Annotated in this window: 18 protein-coding genes; 11 read left to right on the top strand and 7 right to left on the bottom strand. The window is 54.8% G+C overall.

Going from position 1 to position 16311, the window contains the following annotated elements:
* Positions 1-7: 7 nt before the first annotated feature.
* Both AB3N39_RS12050 and AB3N39_RS12045 read left to right on the top strand, forming a co-directional pair.
* On the top strand, positions 8-571 hold the full coding sequence (locus tag AB3N39_RS12050; RefSeq protein ID WP_115875499.1) for a hypothetical protein: 564 nt from the start codon (positions 8-10) through the stop codon (positions 569-571).
* 113 nt (positions 572-684) lie between these two features.
* Complete coding sequence (locus AB3N39_RS12045) at positions 685-1110, top strand: tetratricopeptide repeat protein (protein ID WP_045405000.1); 426 nt, start codon at positions 685-687, stop codon at positions 1108-1110.
* A 61-nt stretch (positions 1111-1171) separates the two neighbouring features.
* Here the strand turns inward: AB3N39_RS12045 and ychF are convergent, their stop codons facing one another.
* Both ychF and pth read right to left on the bottom strand, forming a co-directional pair.
* A complete protein-coding gene (gene ychF, locus AB3N39_RS12040; protein WP_003856650.1) occupies positions 1172-2266 on the bottom strand; it encodes a redox-regulated ATPase YchF in 1095 nt (364 codons plus the stop codon).
* A 126-nt stretch (positions 2267-2392) separates the two neighbouring features.
* Entirely contained in the window at positions 2393-2977 is a 585-nt protein-coding gene (gene pth / locus AB3N39_RS12035; protein WP_133294627.1) for an aminoacyl-tRNA hydrolase, read from the bottom strand.
* Between the two features lie 274 nt (positions 2978-3251).
* On the opposite strand from pth, the gene ychH reads away from it, so the two are divergent.
* Together ychH and AB3N39_RS12025 are read left to right on the top strand one after the other, a co-directional pair.
* Complete coding sequence (gene ychH / locus AB3N39_RS12030; protein WP_111965910.1) at positions 3252-3527, top strand: stress-induced protein YchH; 276 nt, start codon at positions 3252-3254, stop codon at positions 3525-3527.
* A 124-nt stretch (positions 3528-3651) separates the two neighbouring features.
* A complete protein-coding gene (locus tag AB3N39_RS12025) occupies positions 3652-4710 on the top strand; it encodes a MerR family transcriptional regulator (protein WP_136194999.1) in 1059 nt (352 codons plus the stop codon).
* Here AB3N39_RS12025 and dauA read toward each other — a convergent pair.
* The 4 genes from dauA to lolB form a co-directional block, all read right to left on the bottom strand.
* Positions 4696-6375 (bottom strand): C4-dicarboxylic acid transporter DauA, encoded by a 1680-nt coding sequence (gene dauA / locus AB3N39_RS12020; protein WP_133294625.1) that lies wholly within the window; start codon positions 6373-6375, stop codon positions 4696-4698. The two genes, AB3N39_RS12025 and dauA, sit on opposite strands and share 15 nt — an antisense overlap.
* 124 nt (positions 6376-6499) lie before the next feature.
* Positions 6500-7447 carry a ribose-phosphate diphosphokinase gene (gene prs, locus AB3N39_RS12015; RefSeq protein ID WP_003856663.1) on the bottom strand — a complete coding sequence of 316 codons (948 nt, stop codon included), beginning with the start codon at positions 7445-7447 and terminating at the stop codon, positions 6500-6502.
* A gap of 125 nt (positions 7448-7572) precedes the next feature.
* A complete protein-coding gene (gene ispE / locus AB3N39_RS12010; protein ID WP_133294624.1) occupies positions 7573-8442 on the bottom strand; it encodes a 4-(cytidine 5'-diphospho)-2-C-methyl-D-erythritol kinase in 870 nt (289 codons plus the stop codon).
* Complete coding sequence (lolB, locus tag AB3N39_RS12005; protein ID WP_047651182.1) at positions 8439-9050, bottom strand: lipoprotein insertase outer membrane protein LolB; 612 nt, start codon at positions 9048-9050, stop codon at positions 8439-8441. The genes ispE and lolB overlap by 4 nt, the downstream gene beginning before the upstream one ends.
* Before the next feature lie 201 nt (positions 9051-9251).
* On the opposite strand from lolB, the gene hemA reads away from it, so the two are divergent.
* Genes hemA through kdsA form a run of 6 tightly spaced genes read left to right on the top strand, consistent with a single transcriptional unit; the run spans position 9252 to position 14555 of the window.
* Entirely contained in the window at positions 9252-10508 is a 1257-nt protein-coding gene (gene hemA / locus AB3N39_RS12000) for a glutamyl-tRNA reductase (RefSeq protein ID WP_024907067.1), read from the top strand.
* 41 nt (positions 10509-10549) lie between these two features.
* Positions 10550-11632 carry a peptide chain release factor 1 gene (prfA, locus tag AB3N39_RS11995; protein WP_021240360.1) on the top strand — a complete coding sequence of 361 codons (1083 nt, stop codon included), beginning with the start codon at positions 10550-10552 and terminating at the stop codon, positions 11630-11632.
* Positions 11632-12462, top strand: a complete 831-nt coding sequence (prmC, locus tag AB3N39_RS11990; RefSeq protein ID WP_143345229.1) for a peptide chain release factor N(5)-glutamine methyltransferase — start codon at positions 11632-11634, stop codon at positions 12460-12462. Before prfA ends, prmC begins: the two co-directional genes overlap by 1 nt.
* The gene (gene sirB2 / locus AB3N39_RS11985) at positions 12459-12851 is read left to right on the top strand and encodes an invasion regulator SirB2 (RefSeq protein ID WP_111965916.1); all 393 of its coding nucleotides are present in this window, start codon (positions 12459-12461) and stop codon (positions 12849-12851) included. The genes prmC and sirB2 overlap by 4 nt, the downstream gene beginning before the upstream one ends.
* A 3-nt stretch (positions 12852-12854) precedes the next feature.
* Positions 12855-13664: an invasion regulator SirB1 gene (gene sirB1 / locus AB3N39_RS11980; protein WP_024907069.1), complete on the top strand. Its 810-nt coding sequence runs from the start codon at positions 12855-12857 to the stop codon at positions 13662-13664.
* 36 nt (positions 13665-13700) lie between these two features.
* Positions 13701-14555 (top strand): 3-deoxy-8-phosphooctulonate synthase, encoded by an 855-nt coding sequence (gene kdsA / locus AB3N39_RS11975; protein ID WP_104950756.1) that lies wholly within the window; start codon positions 13701-13703, stop codon positions 14553-14555.
* A gap of 91 nt (positions 14556-14646) precedes the next feature.
* Here kdsA and chaA read toward each other — a convergent pair whose 3' ends face one another.
* Positions 14647-15747 (bottom strand): sodium-potassium/proton antiporter ChaA, encoded by a 1101-nt coding sequence (gene chaA / locus AB3N39_RS11970; RefSeq protein ID WP_039024239.1) that lies wholly within the window; start codon positions 15745-15747, stop codon positions 14647-14649.
* 270 nt (positions 15748-16017) lie between these two features.
* Between chaA and chaB the strand changes: the two genes are divergently transcribed.
* Positions 16018-16248, top strand: a complete 231-nt coding sequence (gene chaB, locus AB3N39_RS11965; RefSeq protein ID WP_045908986.1) for a putative cation transport regulator ChaB — start codon at positions 16018-16020, stop codon at positions 16246-16248.
* The last annotated feature ends 63 nt before the right edge of the window (positions 16249-16311 follow it).

Raw genomic sequence — 16311 nt, 5'->3', positions numbered from 1 at the left:
GGGAAAGATGAACATAAAAAATGCAGTCCAAGACTTTGTTAGCAAATTCAAAATGAATGATTTAAATATGGGAGAGATAGACTATACAGACGATGAAAATGAAACTTCTTTTCCAGTGAATTTAAATGGCGAAATTCGTTTTTTTTATAGCCATTTGATTTTAAATGACCACCCAACATTTGATGGTACTTTCTTTATACAGATTGTTGAGCCCCAAGAGCTTAATGAAATGTTATCAGGCTGGCGAGTTCAAAATGACACGACCTGGCGCGATGAATATATAATCTTTGCTGAAAGAAATGGAGATGTTCTTTTTTGTGATACCCAAAATATTACATCTCCTGTTTATGGTAGTATTCAAAAAAGAAATTTCATTATTTCCAATTCGTTAGCCGACTTTTTGGATGCTTTTTGTTCTGCCATTGAGATAGAACAAAGTAAATATGATGGTGATGCTACAGATGATGATTTTAATTTCAGAGAGGACTTTCTGGAAGATATCGATTTAATGCTAAAAAGCAAGCTTAAGGATGTTGAGGCAGAAGCTTTTAAATATTTCTTTTTTGGTTAATAACAATAAAAACTTACTCTTTTAGAGACCTCCATGCTTCTGAAGGCATTTATTGCTTATATCCCTTTTATATAGGCAAGGAGGTCTCTTTTCGAATGATAATGAATAAATATATGAAAAACGTATGCTATAAATTCGATGAAAAAAGAGTTACATCTCTTGTAGAAAAAGGAAACGAGTTTCACGACAACCAAAAATACGCCGAAGCTTTAGAGCAATACCAAAAAGCCTGGCAAGCTCTTCCTGAGCCAAAGTTTGAATCGGAATTTGCTAACTGGATCGCTGCGTGCATGTACAGCGCTTACTTTGATCTTGAGGATTACGATGAGGCGAAGAAATGGGGAGAGACGACTTTGCGCACACGTGGATCGGATATAGACACCGCACCATCAATCGACCTCGGCATGGTCTGTTACGAGTTGAATCAATTCGATGAAGCGTATAAATATTTCAACGATGCTTATAACTACGGCAAAGAGCGTGCGTTTCAGGATAGACCTAAAAAATACCTTGAGTTCTATCTGCGCAAGAAGGCGTAAAATCGGTAATTTATGAAAAAAAATCCACGCCAAAGCGTGGATTTTTTTCATTCAAAACCAATCAAACGTTAAACAGGAAGTTCATCACATCGCCATCTTTAACGATGTAATCTTTCCCTTCCGCACGCATCTTGCCTGCTTCTTTCGCGCCTTGCTCACCCTTGTAGGTAATAAAGTCTTCAAACGCGATAGTCTGCGCACGAATAAAGCCTTTCTCGAAGTCGGTGTGGATCTTACCGGCCGCCTGAGGCGCGGTCGCACCTACAGGGATCGTCCACGCACGCACTTCCTTCACGCCAGCGGTGAAGTAGGTCTGCAGATTCAGCAGCTCATAGCCTGCGCGAATTACGCGGTTCAGGCCCGGCTCTTCCAGACCCAGCTCGGCCATGAACTCTTCACGGTCGGCATCGTCCAGCTCGGCGATGTCGGATTCAACGGCAGCGCACACGGCAACAACCACAGAACCTTCCGCCGCGGCGATTTCACGCACTTTGTCGAGGTAAGGGTTGTTCTCGAAACCGTCTTCGTTAACGTTGGCGATGTACATGGTTGGCTTCAGGGTCAGGAAGCTCAGGTATTTGATCGCCGCTTTGTCTTCGTCAGTCAGGTTTTTCAGCGCGCGCAGCATGCCGGCGTTTTCCAGCTGTGGCAGACATTTTTCCAGCGCAGCCAGTTCCGCTTTCGCGTCCTTGTCGCCGCCTTTGGCTTTCTTCTGCACGCGGTGAATCGCGCGTTCGCAGGTGTCGAGGTCAGAGAGCGCCAGCTCGGTGTTGATAACGTCGATGTCGTCAGCCGGATCCACTTTGTTGTTTACGTGGATGATGTTGTCGTTCTCGAAGCAGCGCACAACGTGGCCGATCGCTTCGGTTTCACGAATATTGGTCAGGAACTGGTTGCCCAGGCCTTCACCTTTGGATGCGCCTTTTACCAGGCCCGCGATGTCCACGAATTCCATGGTGGTTGGCAGAATGCGCTGCGGCTTCACGATTTCCGCGAGCTGGTCCAGACGCGGGTCCGGCATTGGCACAACGCCGGTGTTAGGTTCGATGGTACAGAACGGGAAGTTCGCCGCTTCGATACCCGCTTTGGTAAGCGCGTTAAACAGGGTGGATTTGCCCACGTTTGGCAGACCGACGATACCGCATTTGAATCCCATTTCTAAATCACCTTAATATCTTGATAATCAATCCGTTAACGATAACCGATTGATGAAAAGTAAATAACTACGCCTATTATACACGTAACCCGCATGACGCGCGGTAAAAAAGCCGTATCGGGCGGATTATTGCGCTTTAAAAGCGTGCAGGCGGTTTGTCGCTTTGGTTAAGCCATCTTGCAGCCAGATTTCAGTGCAGCGCGCCGCTTCGTCTACCGCCTCGTCAATCAGTTTCTGTTCGGAAACCGGGGGCTTACCGAGCACGAAACCGACAACTTTGTTTTTATCGCCCGGATGGCCGATTCCCACGCGCAAACGGTGGAAATTCGGGTTATTGCCCAGCTTGCTGATGATGTCTTTAAGACCGTTGTGGCCGCCGTGGCCGCCGCCAAGCTTGAATTTCGCCACGCCAGGGGGGAGATCCAGCTCATCGTGGGCGACCAGAATTTCATCCGGATTGATGCGATAAAACGTTGCCATCGCCGCCACGGCTTTACCGCTCAGGTTCATAAACGTGGTGGGTACCAGCAGGCGAACGTCCGCGCCTGCAAGGTTGATACGTGAGGTATACCCGAAGAATTTAGGTTCTTCACGCAGGGGCGCACGTGACCGCTCGGCCAGCAAATCGACGTACCATGCACCGGCATTATGGCGGGTAGCCGCATATTCTGCGCCCGGGTTGGCGAGGCCGACAATCAGTTTAATCGTCACGATTCAATTCCTAATGGGTTCCAGATCTGGCGCGTAGTTTACTGTCTGGCGCGCCGCTTGACAAAATTCTGCGATCTTCTCGGCGAAATACGAATAATTTCTGATTTGAACAATTAGAATTTCAAGCTGTTCAAAGTCTTATTTGTAAACTTTTGTTTGGGAGTTATCTGTAATTGTGATCATTCACGCAACTCATAAAAGGGGCGTTGTCTATACTTTACACACAAGGATTAGGGGCTTTTCCCATGACAACCCAAAGTTCCGGAGGTGACACATGAAACGCAAAAACGCTTCGTTACTCGGTAACGTGCTGATGGGGTTGGGGCTGTTCGTGATGGTAGGCGGCGTGGGTTATTCCATTTTGAACCAGTTGCCGCAGCTTGATCTCCCGCAATACTTCGCCCATGGCGCGATACTGAGCATCTTCCTCGGTGCGGTATTGTGGCTCGCCGGGGCACGCATGAGCGGACATGAGGAAGTGTGCGATAAATACTGGTGGGTGCGCCACTACGACAAACGCTGTCGTCGCGACCAGCATAAGCACAGCTAGTGCTGCGATAAAGAACACCGAAACGGCTCCCGAGGGAGTCGTTTTTTTTTTTTGCATCAGGGGTTGACCCTCACGTAACGTAAGGCTCCAGAGTGGCGCCACTGGCAAAGAAAAAGGAGCAGTTATGTTGATTCAGGTGGGTGAGCTGGCGAAACGTGCCGGGATCACCGTGCGGACATTGCACCACTATGAGCAAACAGGGTTGTTGCTGCCTTCTGCCAGAAGCGCGGCAGGTTACCGGCTTTACAACCTGGCGGATGTCCAGCGTCTGCACATGATCCAGGCGCTGGCAAAAGCGGGGCTGGAACTTGCTGAAATCAGGGATTTCCTGGAGCAGGAGTCGCTGTCGTTAACCGAGTTACTCGATGCGCAAATCACGCTGCTGGATAAACAGCTGCGCAGCATACATACGCTGCGCGACCGGCTGGTGGAGCTGCGAGCCGGGCTTCTCGACGATGCGACGCCTGATCTGGAATCCTGGCTACAGACTCTGGAGTTAATGAATATGTACGATCGCTGGTTTAGCAAAGAAGAGTTACAGCAGCTGCCGTTTGCGGTGCAGAAGGATGCGCTGGCGGCTATCTGGTCAGGGCTGGTTGCAGAGGCCAACACGCTGCTGGAACACGGTATACCCGCTACGGACGCGCGGGCGATGGATCTGGCGACGCGCTGGATGGAACGCCTGGAGCAGGACACGGCGGGCAAGCCGGAGTTTCTCACCCGGCTGAACGAGATGCACAGCGTTGAACCGCAGATGCAGGCGCAGACCGGCATCACGCCGGAGATGACCGATTACATTACGCGGGCGTTTGCCGAGTCGAAGCTGATTATCTGGGAGAAATATCTTTCTGCCGAGGAGATGGCCTTTACCCGGAAGCACTATTTTGACCGTATGATGGAGTGGCCGCCGCTGGTGGCGAAACTGCATCAGGCGCAGCGGGAAAATATCGATCCTGCCTCGGAGGAGGCGCAAAAGCTGGCTGAAAACTGGCTGGCATTGTTCCAGTCCTACGCGGGCACCAGCCCGGAAACTCAGCAAAAGTTTCGCGCCGCCATGCAGCAGGAGCCGCACCTGATGAAAGGAACCTGGATGACGCCTACCGTGCTTGCATGGCTCCAGCAGGCGATCGGAGTGATGATGCAGAGACGTTTCTCTGCATCAGATAACTCACATATCCGCTAGCGCGGCTTCACGGTTAGGATAGAAGGAGAGTCGGCCAGGGATAGGCTGGACACCCGCACGCGCCATGGTGCGCAGGGGCTGGAACTCCAGATTACTCACCCGCAGCTCGCAGCCTTCCGGCAGACGTGTCACAAAGCGCTGGAAGGCATCCAGACCGCCGGCATCCAGCACCGGTACGGCATCCCATTTCAGCACCACAACCCGTTTGCCCGCGATGCGGGACTCAAGATCGCTGAACAGACCTTCCGCCGCGGCGAAGAACAGCGGGCCAATCACGCGCAGCACCAGCACATCGTCAGGCACCTCGACGTTAACCGTGGAAAGGCGCGTCATCTGCGCGATACGGCGCATAAACAGCAGAGAAGCCAGCACGATCCCGACGCTGATGGCGATAACCATATCGAACAGCACGGTCAGCGACATGCAGATCAGCATCACGATTATGTCGTCTTTCGGCGCGCGACGCAGAAGGTTCACCACCTTATGCGCCTCACTCATGTTCCAGGCCACCATCAGCAGCAGGGCGGCCATGGCGGAAAGCGGTAGCCAGGAGAGCAGCGGGGCGAGGATCAGCAGGGCAAGGATCACCAGCACGGAGTGGATAACCGCCGAAACAGGTGACGTTGCACCCGCGCGCACGTTGGCCGCAGAGCGGGCGATGGCTGCCGTTGCGGTAATACCGCCAAAGAACGGCGCGACGAGGTTCCCCAAACCCTGACCGACCAGTTCGCTGTTAGCTTTGTGCTTGGTGCCGGTCATGCCGTCCAGAACGACGGCGCAGAGCAGGGATTCAATCGCTCCCAGCATCGCCATCGAGAACGCGGCGGGAAGCAGGGCGCGCAGGGAATCCCAGCTTAGGGTAAAGCTGGAACCGGGCATGTCCCACGGCAGCACCAGCTGCGGTAGCAGTTGCGGAATGCCGCTACCCTGTGAACCGTCCGCCAGAACATAGTGGAACTGCGAGCCGATAGTCGCGACGTGACCACCGGACATATTGACGATGGCCATCACCGCGCAGCCCAGCAGCAGCGCGGGCAGGTGACCCGGCAGACGGATCCCCAGACGAGGCCAGACGATCAGCGTGCCCAGCGTCACAATCCCGATGGCGGCGTCGCCCAGGTTAGCAGTCGGCAGCGCCATAAACAGCGCCCCCACTTTTTGCAGGTAGTGCTCCGGTACGTGGGGCATCTGCAGGCCGAGGAAATCCTTAATCTGCATGGTTCCGATGGTGATACCAATCCCCGAGGTAAACCCCAGCGTCACGGAAAGGGGAATGTACTCTATCAGGCGACCAAAGCGAGCCAGGCCAAACAGAATCAAAAAGACGCCGGACATCAGGGTGGCGACCAGCAGGCCTGCCAGACCAAACTGCTGCGAAACCGGGTAGAGGATCACCACAAAGGCGGCAGTCGGGCCGGATACGCTGAAGCGCGAGCCGCCCGTCAGGGCAATGACGATCCCGGCAACGGCCGAGGTGTACAGACCGTACTGCGGCGCAACGCCGCTGCCAATTGCCAGCGCCATCGCCAGCGGGATGGCGATAATGCCGACGGTGATCCCGGCAATCAGGTCACGGACAAAGCGTGACGAGGTGTACTTCTCTTTCCAGCAGGCGTCGATGAGGGCGCGAAAGGGCAGAACATGTGAGGAGGCTACGTTTTTCACAATTATCTATCATCCGTATGCGCATCATCTGTCATATGAATGGCAGGTGAAGGAGGCATTAATCATACAAATAAAACCCGGAGACAAAAAAACCCGCCGCAGCGGGTTTTTAGGCCGTGTTCGATTAGTGTTCGAACATTGCAGAGATGGATTCTTCGTTGCTGATACGACGAATCGCTTCGGCCAGCATCCCGGACAGGGTCAGGGTACGCACGTTTGGCAGTGCCTTGATCTCGTCGCTCAGTGGGATGGTATCGCATACTACAACTTCGTCAATGACGGAGTTGCGCAGGTTGTTTACCGCATTACCGGAGAAGATCGGGTGAGTCGCGTACGCGAACACGCGCTTGGCACCACGCTCTTTCAGCGCTTCAGCTGCTTTACACAGCGTACCGCCGGTATCGATCATGTCGTCGACCAGCACGCAGTCGCGGCCAGCCACGTCACCGATGATGTGCATCACCTGAGAAACGTTAGCGCGCGGACGACGTTTGTCGATGATCGCCATGTCGGTATCATTCAGCAGCTTAGCGATAGCACGGGCACGTACCACGCCGCCGATGTCCGGAGAAACCACGATTGGGTTATCCAGGTTCAGTTGCAGCATGTCTTCCAGCAGGATTGGGCTGCCGAATACGTTATCAACCGGGACGTCGAAGAAGCCCTGGATCTGCTCAGCGTGCAGGTCAACGGTCAGTACGCGGTCAACGCCGACGCTTGACAGGAAGTCAGCGACAACTTTAGCGGTAATTGGCACACGCGCGGAACGGACGCGACGGTCCTGACGTGCATAGCCGAAGTAAGGGATTACAGCAGTGATACGGCCTGCGGAAGCGCGACGCAGAGCGTCGACCATAACAACCAGTTCCATCAGGTTGTCGTTCGTTGGAGCACAGGTGGACTGGATGATGAAAATATCACCACCGCGTACATTTTCGTTAATTTGTACGCTGACTTCGCCGTCGCTAAAGCGACCTACGGCGGCGTCGCCGAGGGAAGTGTACAGGCGGTTGGCAATACGTTGTGCTAGTTCCGGGGTGGCGTTACCAGCAAAAAGCTTCATATCAGGCACGAGAAGAACCTCAGGCATGCGTCCAGTGGTGGATAGCGTTCGCCGTAAACTGTGCGGGCCAGGCAAAGGCTATCCAGGCGGTGTATTAAAGAGCGCGATGCAACGTCTGGAACAGGGTGACGTTGTCACCGAAACTCAGTCTGCGCCAGAATGGCCTGCTGTAGGGGGGAGGTGTTCATCCCACGTGCTACAAAACCATGCAGCCAAACCGGCGCTTGCTCAAGCACCTGACGAGCGGCGGATTCGGTGTCAAATTCAGCAAAGACACAGGCTCCTGTACCAGTCAGGCGCGACGGCGCGTATTCTAACAGCCAGGAAAGCACCGCATCAACCTCGCGAAAACGTTTTCTTGCGATATCCTCGCAATCGTTGCTGAATTCACAATTTAATAACGTTTCTATTGACCGAACCGGGGTATTCCTTTTCAGGTCAGGATCTTTAAAGATGACCGGGGTCGGAATGCTTACGCCAGGATGGGCAACCAGGTACCATTTTTCCGGCGGTTCTACAGGGGAGAGAATTTCCCCCACGCCCTCGGCAAAGGCCGCATGACCGCGCACAAACACCGGGACATCAGCCCCTAGCGTCAAGCCCAGTACTGCCAGTTCATCCTTCGACAGCCCGCAGCCCCAGAGATGGTTCAGCGCAACCAGCACGGTTGCAGCGTTGGATGAGCCACCGCCCAGACCGCCGCCCATCGGCAGCCGCTTCTCGATACGGATTTCCGCGCCGCTTCCCGCGGGTAGACGGCCTGATTCCGCTGCGGCTTTCATCAGCAGACGCGCTGCGCGCACAATCAGGTTGTCCTCATGCGCTACGCCCTCGACCGGGGTCAGGAGGCAAATCTGCCCGTCCTGGCGCTGTTCAATGGAGATCGTGTCGCCATAGTCAATAAACTGAAACAGCGTCTGCAGCGTGTGATAGCCATCAGCGCGCTGGCCGGTAATGTATAAAAACAGGTTTAGCTTTGCCGGAGAGGGCCATTGGGTCATCATTTAACGATCCAGTTGTCCATTTTCAGCTTAATGCGCTGGCTTCCCTGAGTCAGTTCCATATTCGATGGCAGCGACGGTTTACTCTTACTGTCATAGGCGCTGTACACCACTTTCCAGGTTTTGCCGTTCTGGGTGTAGTTCACCTGGCTCAGACGGTACTGGTCGTCCAGGGTGTAGTCGGTGGCGTCACCCGGCAGGCCCAGGATCCACTGGCGCAGGCTGTTGAGCGGGATAGGCATCCCGGTCAGCTTGCCAATCATCTCTTCGGCATCGGTCGCGGTATAGTGCTGGCCTTTGTTATCGGTGATCTGCGCTTCGCCAGGTTTGGCGATAAGCTCCAGCTCGGTGCTGCCCAGCGGGTTCAGCAGCAGCAGGCGGTAGTTGTCCTGCCCCGTCTGCTGCCAGAAGAAGCGGGCATAAACCTTTTGTTCGTCAGAGAGATAAGCGAAAGCGCCGCGGGTCTGGTACTGGTTCAAATTACGGACGTCCTGCTGGTGCTGACGCCACTGCGGTGAATCAGGGCTTTTGCCCGGGCCTTTTGGTTGGGTGACGGTACAGGCGGTCAGAACCAGTGCTGCCAGCGGCAGCAGGCGAATCAGTCGGGTCATAATGAGGACAAATCCTTGAGATACGTTGCAGTTATGACTGTTAATGCTAGCGTCGAAGGGGGCTACCGTCTACGTTCAAATTATCTCAAAGCGCTGTGTAACCTATTACTCCGAAAGGGGGCTGTCTCTTTTATTGATCTCGCGCATCCTGTATGATGCGTTCTGCTAACCTTATTAACGCTGGTACTACTCCCGCTCAACATGACCCTATTAGCACTCGGTATCAACCACAAAACAGCCCCGGTTTCGCTGCGAGAACGCGTAACGTTTTCGCCGGATACGCTTGACCTGGCGCTGGACAGCCTGCTTGCACAGCCGATGGTGCAGGGTGGCGTGGTGCTCTCGACGTGCAACCGTACCGAGCTCTATTTAAGCGTGGAAGAGCAGGACAACCTGCACGAAGCACTGATCCGCTGGCTATGCGACTACCACAATCTCAACGAAGACGAGCTGCGTAACAGCCTGTACTGGCATCAGGACAACGATGCTGTCAGCCATCTGATGCGCGTGGCCAGCGGTCTGGATTCGCTGGTGCTGGGCGAGCCGCAAATTCTCGGTCAGGTAAAAAAAGCGTTTGCCGATTCACAAAAAGGGCATCTGAAGGCCAGCGAGCTGGAGCGCATGTTCCAGAAGTCGTTCTCCGTGGCGAAGCGTGTGCGAACCGAAACCGACATTGGTGCCAGTGCGGTTTCCGTTGCTTTCGCGGCCTGCACCCTTGCGCGCCAAATCTTTGAATCCCTTTCTACCGTCACCGTGATGCTGGTGGGCGCGGGCGAAACCATCGAACTTGTGGCGCGCCATCTGCGCGAGCATAAAGTGAAAAAGATGATCATCGCTAACCGCACCCGCGAACGCGCGCAGGTGCTGGCGGATGAAGTGGGGGCAGAGGTGGTTGCCCTGAGCGACATCGATGAACGCCTGAAAGAGGCGGACATTATCATCAGCTCTACCGCCAGCCCGCTGCCGATTATCGGAAAAGGGATGGTGGAGCGTGCGCTGAAGTCCCGTCGCAATCAGCCAATGCTGCTGGTGGATATCGCCGTCCCGCGCGATGTTGAACCGGAAGTGGGCAAGCTGCCTAACGCCTACCTCTACAGCGTGGATGACCTGCAAAGCATCATTTCGCACAACCTTGCCCAGCGTAAAGCGGCGGCGGTTCAGGCGGAAACCATCGTTGAGCAGGAAACCAGTGAGTTTATGGCCTGGCTGCGCGCGCAAAGCGTCAGCGAGACCATCCGCGAGTATCGCGGACAGGCGGAGCAGGTGCGTGATGACCTGACTGCCAAAGCGTTAGCGGCCCTTGAACAGGGCGGTGACGCGCACGCAATTATGCAGGATCTGGCGTGGAAACTGACCAACCGCCTTATCCATGCGCCAACCAAATCTCTTCAGCAGGCCGCCCGTGACGGGGATGATGAACGCCTGACTATTCTGCGCAACAGCCTCGGGCTGGAATAGCGCCCTATACCCATTTTCTAAGACAAGGTGCACTTACGCCTATGAAGCCTTCTATCGTCGCTAAACTGGAAGCTCTGCACGAGCGCCATGAAGAAGTACAGGCGCTGCTCGGGGATGCCGGGACCATTGCGGACCAGGAACGTTTTCGCGCCCTTTCACGTGAATACGCGCAGTTAAGTGATGTTTCTAAATGCTTTACCGACTGGCGACAGGTTCAGGAAGATATCGAAACCGCGCAGATGATGCTCGACGATCCTGAAATGCGCGAGATGGCGCAGGAAGAGCTGCAGGATGCGAAAGCGCGTTCTGAAGAGATGGAGCAGCAGCTTCAGGTGCTTCTGCTGCCGAAAGATCCGGACGATGAGCGTAACGCCTTTGTGGAAGTTCGCGCCGGTACCGGCGGTGACGAAGCGGCGCTGTTTGCCGGGGATCTGTTCCGCATGTACAGCCGCTACGCCGAGTCGCGTCGCTGGCGCGTGGAGATCATGAGCGCCAACGAAGGCGAACACGGTGGCTATAAAGAGGTTATCGCCAAGATCAGCGGCGACGGCGTGTATGGACGTCTCAAGTTTGAATCCGGCGGTCACCGCGTGCAGCGCGTACCGGCCACCGAATCTCAGGGCCGCATTCACACCTCTGCCTGTACGGTGGCGGTGATGCCGGAGCTGCCGGAAGCGGAACTGCCGGACATTAATCCGGCGGACCTGCGTATTGATACTTTCCGCTCCTCTGGCGCGGGCGGTCAGCACGTTAACACCACCGATTCCGCCATTCGTATTACCCACCTGCCAACCGGTATAGTTGTCGAATGTCAGGACGAGCGTTCCCAGCATAAAAACAAAGCCAAAGCGTTGTCGGTGCTGGGCGCGCGTATCCACGCGGCCGAAATGGCGAAACGCCAGCAGGCGGAAGCATCCACGCGTCGTAACCTGCTGGGCAGCGGCGATCGCAGCGACCGAAACCGCACCTACAACTTCCCGCAGGGGCGCGTAACCGACCACCGCATCAACCTGACGCTGTACCGTCTGGACGAGGTGATGGAAGGCAAGCTGGACATGCTGATTGAGCCTATCGTGCAGGAATACCAGGCCGACCAGCTGGCGGCACTGTCCGAGCAGGAATAATGGATTTTCAGCGCTGGTTACGTGAGGCTGCCGGTGAGCTTTCCGAAAGTGAAAGCCCTAAACGCGATGCCGAAATTTTGCTTGAGCATGTGACGGGTAAAGCCCGCACGTACCTGCTGGCCTTCGGCGAAACTGAACTGACCGCGGAACAGGAAGCACAGCTCGCCGCGCTGCTTGCCCGCCGTAAAACCGGCGAGCCGGTGGCGCACCTTGTCGGCGAGCGCGAGTTCTGGTCGTTACCGCTGTACGTTTCGGCGGCAACGCTGATCCCGCGTCCGGACACCGAGTGTCTGGTTGAGCAGGCGCTGGCGCGTTTATCTGCGGAGGCCTGCAGCATTCTCGATCTCGGTACCGGTACCGGGGCCATCGCGCTGGCGCTCGCCAGCGAGCGGCCGGACTGCACCGTTACGGCGGTGGACGTGATGCCTGATGCGGTCGCGCTGGCGCAGCGTAACGTGGAACGTCTCGGGCTCAGCAACGTGACGGTGCTGCAAAGCAGCTGGTTTGCCGCGCTTGAGAATCGTTCATTTGCGATGATTGTCAGCAATCCTCCTTACATCGACGAACATGATCCGCACCTTGCGCAGGGAGATGTTCGCTTTGAACCGCTCACGGCACTGGTTGCTGCCAACGCGGGATTAGCCGATCTTGATCACATTGTGACAACGTCACGAAAACATTTACTTCCCGGTGGCTGGCTGCTCGTGGAGCATGGCTGGACGCAGGGGGAAGCCGTGCGAGCGCTGTTTATGCAAGCAGGCTACGCCGCTGTTGAAACCTGCCGCGACTACGGCGGCAACGAGCGCCTGACGCTGGGGCAGTGGTTATGAGCCTGTTTACCGTACTTATTACCGTCCACTTGATTTCCGTTGCGCTGACCATCACCTTTTTCATCGTCCGTTACTGGTGGCGCTACAGCAACAATCCGCTGATGGATGCCCGCTGGGTGCGTATCGCGCCACACTGTATCGACACGGTGTTGCTCCTTTCCGGTGCCGGGCTTATGTGGAAGACCGGCTATCTGCCATTTACTGATAAAGGCGCATGGCTGACTGAAAAGCTGTTTGGCGTTATCATCTACATCGTTTTGGGTTTTATCGCGCTTGGGCGTCGTCGTCCGCGCAGCCAGCAGGTCGGGTTTATCGCCTTTCTGCTGGGTCTGGTGGTGCTGTACATCATCATTAAACTCGCCACCACAAGAATACCGTTACTGGGGTAAGTCATGAGGTCCTTAGCCGATTTCGAATTTAATAAAGTGCCGCTTTGCGATGGCATGATCCTGATTTCAGAGATGATTCGCGACGATTTTACGTCGCAGTTTGTCTACGATGAGCTGGAGAATCTGGTCAGCCTGGCGCGTGAAGAGATTAATCAGGCTCGCCCGCAAGACTGGCAATTAGAGAAGCTGCTGGAGCTTTTCTACGGCGAATGGGGTTTCTGCGACACGCGGGGCGTGTATCGCCTGTCTGACGCATTATGGCTGGACCAGGTCTTAAAAAATCGTCAGGGCAGCGCCGTGGCGCTGGGCTCTATTTTGCTATGGGTCGCGCACCGTCTGGATATTCCGCTGGTCCCGGTCATTTTCCCGACGCAGATGATCCTGCGTGCTGAGTGGCTGGACGGCGAAATGTGGCTCATTAATCCTTTCAACGGCGACACGCTGGATGAACATACGCTGGACGTATGGCTGAAAGGCAATATTAGCCCGGTGGCTGAACTCTTCAACGAAGATCTCGACGAGGCGGATAACGCAGAGGTCATTCGTAAGCTGCTGGACACGCTAAAGTCCGCGTTAATGGAAGAGCGTCAGATGGAGCTGGCGTTGCGCGCCAGTGAAGTACTGCTGCAGTTCAACCCGGAAGATCCGTACGAAATCCGCGACAGAGGGCTGATTTATGCCCAGCTCGACTGCGAGCACGTGGCGCTGAACGATCTGAGCTATTTCGTCGAGCAGTGCCCGGAAGACCCCATTAGCGAAATGATTCGTGCGCAGATCAACGCGATCTCGCACAAACAAATTACACTGCATTAATCTTAATTCCGATTCACACCTGAATAAGGCGATCCTATGAAACAAAAAGTGGTTAGCATTGGTGATATCAAGGTAGCAAACGACCTGCCGTTCGTACTGTTTGGCGGCATGAACGTGCTGGAATCCCGCGATCTCGCCATGCGTATCTGCGAACACTACGTGACCGTGACCCAGAAGCTGGGCATCCCGTACGTGTTTAAAGCCTCTTTTGACAAAGCCAACCGCTCCTCCATCAACTCTTACCGTGGCCCGGGCCTGGAAGAGGGTATGAAAATTTTCCAGGAGCTGAAGCAGACCTTTGGCGTGAAAGTGATCACCGACGTGCATGAAGCCTCCCAGGCGCAGCCGGTGGCAGACGTGGTGGACGTGATTCAGCTCCCGGCATTCCTGGCTCGCCAGACCGACCTGGTGGCCGCGATGGCGAAAACCGGTGCCGTGATCAACGTGAAAAAACCACAGTTCGTCAGCCCGGGCCAGATGGGTAACATCGTCGATAAGTTTATCGAAGGTGGTAACGATCAGGTCATCCTGTGCGACCGTGGTGCAAACTTCGGTTACGACAACCTGGTCGTGGATATGCTGGGCTTCAGCGTAATGAAGAACGTCTCTAACCAGTCTCCGGTGATTTTCGACGTGACCCATGCCCTGCAGTGCCGCGACCCGTTTGGCGCCGCGTCCGGCGGCCGCCGTGCTCAGGTGACCGAACTGGCGCGCGCCGGTATGGCAACCGGTCTGGCTGGCCTGTTCATTGAAGCGCACCCGGATCCGGATAACGCAAAATGCGACGGTCCATCCGCGCTGCCGCTGGATAAGCTTGAGCCGTTCCTGAAACAGATCAAAGCGATTGACGATCTGGTGAAGAGCTTCGACGAGCTGGATACCAGCAAATAATAAAAAAACCCGCTTCGGCGGGTTTTTTTATGCCTCCCTCTCCCTGGCGGAGAGGGTTGGGGTGGGGGCATCAGCCCGCACCGGCCCACTCTTACGCAAATATCGTCATCAGATACGCAACAAACAACGCCATATGCGCCGCTCCGTTCAGCACGTTGGTGCGCCCGGTGGAGAACGAAATCTGGCACAGCAGCAATGATGCTACCATCACGATCATCTCCGGCGCACCCAGCGCAAACTGCAGCTCGTTACCGGTCATAAAGGCAATCAGCGTCACCACCGGTACGGTGAGTGAAATCGTCGCCAGCACGGAGCCGAAGAACAGGTTCATTGCGCGCTGCACCTGATTATTCAACACCGCTTTCAGCGCGCCCAGCCCTTCAGGGGAAAGGATCAGCAGCGCCACCAGGAAGCCGGTAAACGCCACCGGCGCGTTCAGCTCGGTTAACAGCGTCTCCAGCGGGTTAGCGTTCATCTTGGTAACGGCAATCACCGCAATCAGATGTACGATCAGCCAAACCGTATGCCACGCGCTGCTGTGGGCCGACGGCTTACCGTGGTGCGGATCATCGTCGTCGCCGTCGTCTTCATGCTCATACACAAACAGGCTCTGGTGCGTTTTGGTCTGAATCAACAGGAACACGCCGTACATGGCGGCGGAAATCAGCGCGACCAGCAGCGCCTGACCGGTGGAGAAGTTTGCACCCGGCAGCGCCATCGGGAAGACCAGCACGATAATGGCAAGCGGGAAGAGGGCAATCAGATACTGTTTGATGCCAAACAGGTTCATATACTGGGTCGCGAATTTACGCCCACCCAACAGCAGAGAGAAGCCCACCAGACCACCCGTCACAATCATAATGATCGAGTAAAGCGTATCGCGCATCAGCGTCGGCGCGGCATCGCCGGTCGCCATGAGCGCGGAAATCAGGCTAACTTCGAGAATAACAACGGAAAGGCTGAGAATTAAAGAACCATACGGCTCGCCCAGACGGTGGGCCAGGACGTCCGCATGGCGAACGACGCTAAATGCGCTGGTTAAGATGCCGACCAGGGCAAGAATATTGATACCAACCACCACTGGCAGTGACTGACTGCTTCCCCAGAAGAGCAGCACAGCCAGTGCCAGAACCGGGAAAATGAGTGACGTCTCCTTGTGGCGGGTCTTTACCGCCTCGTGTGTTGCTGTCATGTGCTTCTCCATCAATGCAGGTGCTTGTAATTATAGATAGATTTTTGAGGGCATTAAATTAACAGATCTCTGTTAAATACCCTTAATTTTTTACTTAATTTTACCCTTTTTCATAAATTTAACGCCTGACTCCTGTAATTGACAGCTTTCACATAATATTTATTAAATAACAACTAATTACATGTAATGTTAATCCATAAATTAAGGCCGGGTGGCACGCTGGCATATCGTCGTCCACACTTATCTCTTTAAGTAAAAGAGAGGTGAGTGATGCCATATAAAACGAAACGCGAATTACCCGATAACGTGCAAAACGTGCTGCCCGCTCACGCGCAGGATATCTATAAAGAGGCGTTTAACAGCGCCTGGGATCAATACAAAGACAAGGAAGATCGCCGGGATGATGCCAGCCGTGAAGAGACGGCCCACAAAGTCGCCTGGGCCGCCGTAAAACATGAATATGAAAAAGGAGACGACGATAAATGGCATAAAAAGAAATAGCCGTGAAATAATTCGCTACCTTCATTTTGACTTTTCAGGCGGTTGAACTGCCGTTGTATTGCA

This window comes from Enterobacter vonholyi (assembly GCF_040834095.1).
Lineage (GTDB): Bacteria > Pseudomonadota > Gammaproteobacteria > Enterobacterales > Enterobacteriaceae > Enterobacter > Enterobacter vonholyi.
This window is presented reverse-complemented; position numbering and strand designations above follow the sequence as displayed.